Origin of the sequence: Sporomusa sp. (genome assembly GCF_035561255.1) — a bacterium.
Classification (GTDB): Bacteria; Bacillota; Negativicutes; order Sporomusales; family Sporomusaceae; genus Sporomusa.
Map to the genome: position 1 here is coordinate 1 of NZ_DATMXX010000257.1, position 6,271 is coordinate 6,271.

Annotated in this window: 8 protein-coding genes; all 8 read left to right on the top strand. The window is 46.5% G+C overall.

Going from position 1 to position 6,271, the window contains the following annotated elements; translation table 11 throughout:
• The first annotated feature begins 39 nt into the window (after window positions 1-39).
• The 8 genes from VN379_RS14410 to VN379_RS14445 all read left to right on the top strand — a co-directional run bounded on the left by VN379_RS14410 (window position 40) and on the right by VN379_RS14445 (window position 6,248).
• Window positions 40-1,155: a hydrogenase small subunit gene (locus VN379_RS14410; RefSeq protein ID WP_325535014.1), complete on the top strand. Its 1,116-nt coding sequence runs from the start codon at window positions 40-42 to the stop codon at window positions 1,153-1,155.
• A gap of 1 nt (window position 1,156) precedes the next feature.
• On the top strand, window positions 1,157-3,037 hold the full coding sequence (locus VN379_RS14415; RefSeq protein ID WP_325535016.1) for a nickel-dependent hydrogenase large subunit: 1,881 nt from the start codon (window positions 1,157-1,159) through the stop codon (window positions 3,035-3,037).
• Between the two features lie 16 nt (window positions 3,038-3,053).
• The gene (gene cybH, locus VN379_RS14420; protein ID WP_325535018.1) at window positions 3,054-3,749 is read left to right on the top strand and encodes a Ni/Fe-hydrogenase, b-type cytochrome subunit; all 696 of its coding nucleotides are present in this window, start codon (window positions 3,054-3,056) and stop codon (window positions 3,747-3,749) included.
• A 194-nt stretch (window positions 3,750-3,943) separates the two neighbouring features.
• The gene (locus VN379_RS14425) at window positions 3,944-4,477 is read left to right on the top strand and encodes a sigma-70 family RNA polymerase sigma factor (RefSeq protein WP_325535020.1); all 534 of its coding nucleotides are present in this window, start codon (window positions 3,944-3,946) and stop codon (window positions 4,475-4,477) included.
• Between the two features lie 12 nt (window positions 4,478-4,489).
• On the top strand, window positions 4,490-4,876 hold the full coding sequence (locus VN379_RS14430; protein ID WP_325535022.1) for a hypothetical protein: 387 nt from the start codon (window positions 4,490-4,492) through the stop codon (window positions 4,874-4,876).
• A gap of 38 nt (window positions 4,877-4,914) precedes the next feature.
• Entirely contained in the window at window positions 4,915-5,274 is a 360-nt protein-coding gene (locus tag VN379_RS14435; RefSeq protein WP_325535024.1) for a hypothetical protein, read from the top strand.
• Between the two features lie 155 nt (window positions 5,275-5,429).
• On the top strand, window positions 5,430-5,975 hold the full coding sequence (locus VN379_RS14440) for a glutathione peroxidase (RefSeq protein WP_325535026.1): 546 nt from the start codon (window positions 5,430-5,432) through the stop codon (window positions 5,973-5,975).
• A gap of 69 nt (window positions 5,976-6,044) precedes the next feature.
• Entirely contained in the window at window positions 6,045-6,248 is a 204-nt protein-coding gene (locus VN379_RS14445; RefSeq protein WP_325535028.1) for a TOBE domain-containing protein, read from the top strand.
• The last annotated feature ends 23 nt before the right edge of the window (window positions 6,249-6,271 follow it).

A 6,271-nucleotide genomic window follows, 5' to 3' on the forward strand; every position in this document is an offset into this window, starting at 1 on the left:
TTTGAAGTTGAATTCCTATAACATTAAGGGGGGAATTATGTGCTTTACGACCAATCATTATGGGATTTATTTCAGAAGAAAAAATTTTCAAGGCGTGATTTTATAAAAACTTGCGTTGCCCTGACCGGTATGATGGGATTAGCACCTACTGCTTTGCCTGACGTTATTGCACGGGCGGAACAACGATCCTTGGTCCCTGTAATCTGGCTGCATGGCTTAGAATGTACAGGCTGCTCCGAATCATTTATCCGTTCAAAAGCACCGCTGGCCTCCGATGTTCTCTTAACAATGATTAGTTTGGAATATAGCGATACCCTGTCGGCTGCTTCGGGGATAGGCATAGAGCAGCATCGTGAGCAGGTGATGAAAGAGTTCGCCGGCAAGTTTTTGCTGGTTGTTGAAGGTGGCGTGCCGGTGGGCAGCGCTGGTAATTTCTGCACTGTTGGCGGTTTTCCTTATGTTGATGTATTGAAAGAGACTGCTAAATCGGCGGCTGCTGTCCTGGAGTTTGGTTCTTGTGCATCCTGGGGCGGGATTCAGGCTGCTAAACCTAATCCTTCTAACAGCGTGGCAGTAAGCCAGATTATATCAGATAAACCCATTGTTAAAGTCCCGGGCTGTCCGCCGATTCCGGAAGTCATGACCGGGGTAATTATGCATTATACCCTTTTCGGCCAGCTGCCCCCGCTTGATCGTTTTGGACGCCCGAAGCAATTCTTTGGCAACCGGATTCATGATACCTGCTATCGGCGGCCTTTTTTCGATTCCGGCATGTTTGTGGAGCGGTTGGATGACGCGGGCTCAAAGGCAGGCTGGTGTCTGTATAAAATGGGCTGCCGTGGACCGATGACCTACAATTCCTGCGGGAATATGCGCTGGTGGCAGGGGTTGTCGTATCCGATTCAGGCAGGCTCGCCTTGCATTGGCTGTGCCAATAAAGATTTTTGGGATAACGACCCGTTCTTCGAACGGCTGCCTAATGTAGCCACACCTAACACCATTAGTAACGCGGATCAGATCGGGATGACGATAGCCGGTGCTACGGCAGCAGGTATTGCAGTACATGCCGGGGCAAGTATCGTGCGTCATAGCCGGGACTCTGCGCACGACGAAAAGCAACGCAATGATAATACACCAATCGGAGGTAGCAAATAGTATGAAACGAATTGTCGTTGATCCTATTACCCGTATTGAAGGGCACTTGCGTCTGGAGTTAGTCATTGATGATAACGGTAAGGTCCAGGACGCTTTGTCCAGTGGTACTGCCTGGCGAGGGATAGAAGTCGTGCTTAAGGACCGTGACCCGAGGGATGCGTGGGCTTTTGCCGGCAGAATTTGCGGTGTATGCACATCAGAGCACTCTAATGCTTCCCTCCGGGCTGTTGAGGATGCATTAGGAATTGAGATTCCTAAAAATGCAAATTACATACGCAACATCATGGCGGGGTCTATCATGGTTCATGATCACTTGGTCCATTTCTATCATCTCCATGCTCTTGACTGGGTCAGTCCTGTAGCCGCATTAAAGGCTGATCCCGCTGCTGCTGCCCAGTTGCAGGATACGATCTTAGCTAAGTATCAGATTAAGATAGACAGCCCTGTCGTCCATGATTTTAGTGCCTATCCGAAAGAGGCTCCCCGCTCCAGCACTGCATTCTTTAAAGATATTCAGAATAAGGTTAAGGACATAGTTGAGAGTGGACGCCTGGGTATTTTTGCTGCACACTGGTGGGATCATCCGGACTATGAGCTGCTACCGCCGGAGGTGCATCTGATTGGGATTGCTCATTATTTAGCCACCCTGGACAAGCAGGCGGATATTATGGTGCCGCATGTTGTATTTGGCGGTAAAAACCCCCATCCCCACTATGCTGTGGGGGGGATGCCCTGTGCTATTTCTATGAACGATATGAACGCCCCGATCAATAGTAACCGTCTGGCGATTGTTGATACCAGTATTAACCTCACCAATACCCTAGTTGATCAGTATTATGTTGCCGATGTACTTGCCATGGCTCACATTTACTTATCGAAAGGACAAACCGGTGGTGGCGGGCTGGCTAAACAGCGTGTTCTGGGTTATGGCGATTATCCGGATAATACCTTTAAGGGGATTGGCGAATTTTATGACCGGATCTTAATGCGCTCTAACGGGGTAGTTGAAAACTTTGCCGATGGTGTGCTTAAGGCTACGTTTCATGGTTTCGGAGCTGCCGACCTGGCAGACGCAGGTATAATCACCGAAGCCGTCGATCACTCCTGGTATAAATACCCTGAGGGTAGTAAGAGCCTGCATCCCTGGCAGGGGGTATCGGAAGCCAACTTCCAATTCACAGGAAAAAAAGAAGGCAACCAGTGGAAAGAATTAGATGAAAACGGGAAATATTCCTGGGTGAAGACCCCCACCTGGCAGGGCAAGACGGCCGAGGTTGGACCGTTAGCCCGCTACATCATCGTATATACCAAGGTTAAGCAGGGGATACTCCAGCCTAACTGGGTTGAGTCGATGATTGTGCAACAAATTGATGAGGCATCGAAGCTATTTGGCATGCCACCAGAGGTGTGGCTGCCCACAACCGTTGGCCGGACGGTAGCGCGTGCTTTAGAAAGTCAGGTTTGTGTAGCTCTTGAACGCTACTTCTTTAATAAGCTTGTCCAGAATATCCGCAATGGTGATACGACAGTAATGAATAATGATAAATGGGAACCGGCCACCTGGCCAAAGACAACAAAAGGGGTAGGAATTCACGAAGTGCCGCGCGGCTCACTGGGACACTGGGTAGTCATCGAAAATGGGCGCATAAAGAATTATCAGGCAGTAGTACCGACTACCTGGAATGCCTGTCCGCGTGACGCTAATGGACAGCAGGGTGCTTACGAGATGTCGATGATTGATACCCCGGTCAAGGTGCCTGACCAGCCACTGGAAATCCTGCGCTCTATCCACTCCTTCGACCCTTGCCTGGCTTGTGCAGCCCACTTGTACAAGCCTAACGGCCAGGAGGTGGCTGTTGTCCATACCGACCCTTATTTGTAGGCAGGAGGTGAGTGCGGTGTACATTTATCGTGTATTAAGTTCCGGACTGCGGTTTTTTCATTGGCTAATGGTCGTCTGCATGGCTGTTTTATTTATGACCGGACTCTATATTGGCAGCCCGGGGTATATCGGCACCCAGGGTACTGAGCCGACTTTTGCAGTAACAAACCTGTTTTCAATGGAAACTATGCGGTTTATTCATTTTACGACTGCCTTTATATTTGCCAGCAGCTTGTTGCTTCGTATCTATCTGCTGTTTACCTATCCGGGAAACCGGCTGTTCCCCAATTTCCGATCAGGTGATTATTGGCGCGGACTGGGAGAAATGGCAGCGTATTATTCATTTCTCCGCCCCCATCATCGTATCTACCTGCGCAACCCTTTAGCCGCAACTTCCTATTTGATTGCTTATATTCTGATGGTCATAGAATTGGTAACCGGACTGGCCATGTACGCGATGATTAACCCGAATTCGTTTGTCGCATATTTGGTTGCTCCGGTTAACGGCTGGCTGGGCAATGAATATGTGACCCATATTGTTCATCATGTTATTGCCTGGTGTTTCCTGATCTTTGCGCTTGGGCATGTTTATATGGTGTTTTATAACGATATAGTTGAGAAGAGCGGTGAACTATCCTCCATTGTATCAGGACGCAAGCATTATAAAGAGCGGCCGGTTGATGCCAGCGACGCCTTAGTGGATAAGAAGTAAAAAGCCGGCCCTTTGTTAACCGGCCGTGCTAACTCAAGAGTGCCTATAACTTGCAGCTAAGTGAGTTATAGGTGCTTTTTTTACAATGATTTTTGTTATGTACTTAATTTAAGTGCAATAATATGAGCCTTGTCGCGTCAGAGTAGTAGTGGCGTTATTTGATATGGCAACAGAAAAGAGGGAATGGAGATGTTATGTATGAGCGGGAAAAGGATCTGATTGAGCTTGTATTTAATGAACGGGATAATTTTCTGCGGTATGTGCGCCGGAAGATAACCGATATCTCTGATATGGATGCTGAAGATATCGTGGCCGATGTGGTTTTTAACATATATAACAAGGTGAGTATTGGGCACCACATCGAAAGCATCCTTGCCTATGCATATGGTTCTGTCCGTAATCGAATTATCGATCATCTCCGGCTGTCCCGGGTGCTGATATCACTTGATAAGCTTGATGATTCCTCAGGGCGGGCTCTGACTGACGTTATTGCTGACCCTAATGCAAATATTGAGGTGCAACTACTTAATGACGAAATGAAGCAGCAACTCTATCTGGCGCTCATGGAGCTGGATACTAAACAGCGGGCGGTATGGGTCGCTACCGAGATTGAAAGATACACATTCAAGGAGTTGTCTGCTAAGTGGGGAGAGCCAATTGGAACATTGTTATCCCGGAAAAGCCGGGCTGCTAAAATACTGAAAATGAGATTAAAAGATGTGAGATAAGGGGATTTGCTTATGAAAACCTATAATGATATTTGCATATCGAGAGGGAAGGTACTCGTCATTCATGTTTTTGCAGGAATTCTGATGGCACTTTGTTTCGGCCTAATTTTTGGTTATTTTATAATGCTGCTGTGGAATAGCTTATTACCCGATATTCTCGGTTTAAAAGAAATTACATACTGGCAGGGTACGGGTTTAGTAATTATGTTTCGTTTGTTGTTTGGGTCTCATGGATACCATAAGCAGGGTCAACCCTTCAAAAAGTATCAAACCCATAGAGTTAGCCAGCAATATCAAGGCAGCAGCACCCGGCGTGATTACTATCAGGCCTGGTGGCAAACGGAAGGCGCGGAAGCTTTACGAAAATACATTGAAAACCAGGACAGATGCAGTAAGTGACTGGTAGTAGAATAATAAAGTGGCAGGAGGATGTTTATATGATTGATACTAAAATTATTGAGGCTTTTCATCTGATGTGGGATAATTTTCCTGAGCCTGTTATGCTGGTGCATAAAACCCGGGAGATCATTGCGGTAAATTCGGCGTGCAGCAAGGCCGGAGGAACTGCCGGAATTAAATGTTCTTCCATCGGTTCACCTGAACAGCACAAACGGTGTCTTGCTAATCAGGCGCTTGCATCTCAGCGCGCCACTTATTCAAAAGGGGAGTCAAATGGGAGAACGGTAATTGGTTATTGGATACCTCTCCCTGGTCATCCTGATGTTTATGTTCATTTTGGTGTTGGGACAATGATTGACTATGATACCTGTCACAAGACAGCTGAAGAAAAAAATTAGGTTTAATCTCGCAACAGTGACATGCTTTCTAAATAAGTAAGGGTACTGAATAAAATGTCCTGCTCTGCAGAAGACGGCGTGGGAATGAATAATCAGGGAGGCTGCGGTTATAATAGAAGCGTTGCACCGCCTTAGCGCTAAAGGAGGACATGGGTATGAATATTTATGATTTCAGAGTAAAAGCGATTGATGGCAGGGAGGTTGCGTTAGCGGATTTTAAAGGCAAGGTATTAATCATCGCTAATACTGCCAGTAAATGCGGCTTTACTCCCCAATATGAGGAACTTCAGCAGCTATATAGTATCTATGCCGATAAGGGGTTAGCGATTCTTGGCTTTCCCAGCAATCAATTTGCTGAGCAGGAGCCTGGAACCAATGCCGAGGTACAAAACTTCTGTCAGATTAATTATGGCGTTAGTTTTCCCTTGTTTGAAAAAACAGTGGTACGCGGTGAAAATGCCCATCCCTTGTTTGTTTACCTGACGGAAAAAGCGCCATTTAGAGGATTTGACCTGAACCATCCCATTGGAACTAAACTGCAGTCAGTTTTGCAGGATAAATTCCCGGAGTTGCTTGCCGGCGACTCTATAAAGTGGAACTTTACCAAGTTTCTCGTAAACCGGCAAGGAGACGTTGTCGGGCGTTATGAGCCAACTACCTCTCCGCTGGACATGAAAGAGGCTATTGAAAAGTTGTTATAGCAAGAGCCAGCTTTCTTTTCAACAGGAGACAAAAGGGTAATGCCAATTGAGTAAAGGAGTGTATTTACAATGAAGATTAGCGGAAGAAATAAGCTGGAAGCCACTGTTAAAGATATTACCAAAGGCGCAGTTATGGCTAAAGTTGTGATGGATTATAAGGGGACCGAACTGGTAGCAGCCATTACTGTGGATTCTGTTGAAGACCTGAAGCTGGCTGTTGGCGACAAAGTCACGGCTCTCATTAAAGCAACAGAAATGATGATCATTAAATAAGGCAAGATAAAGATTTAAATATT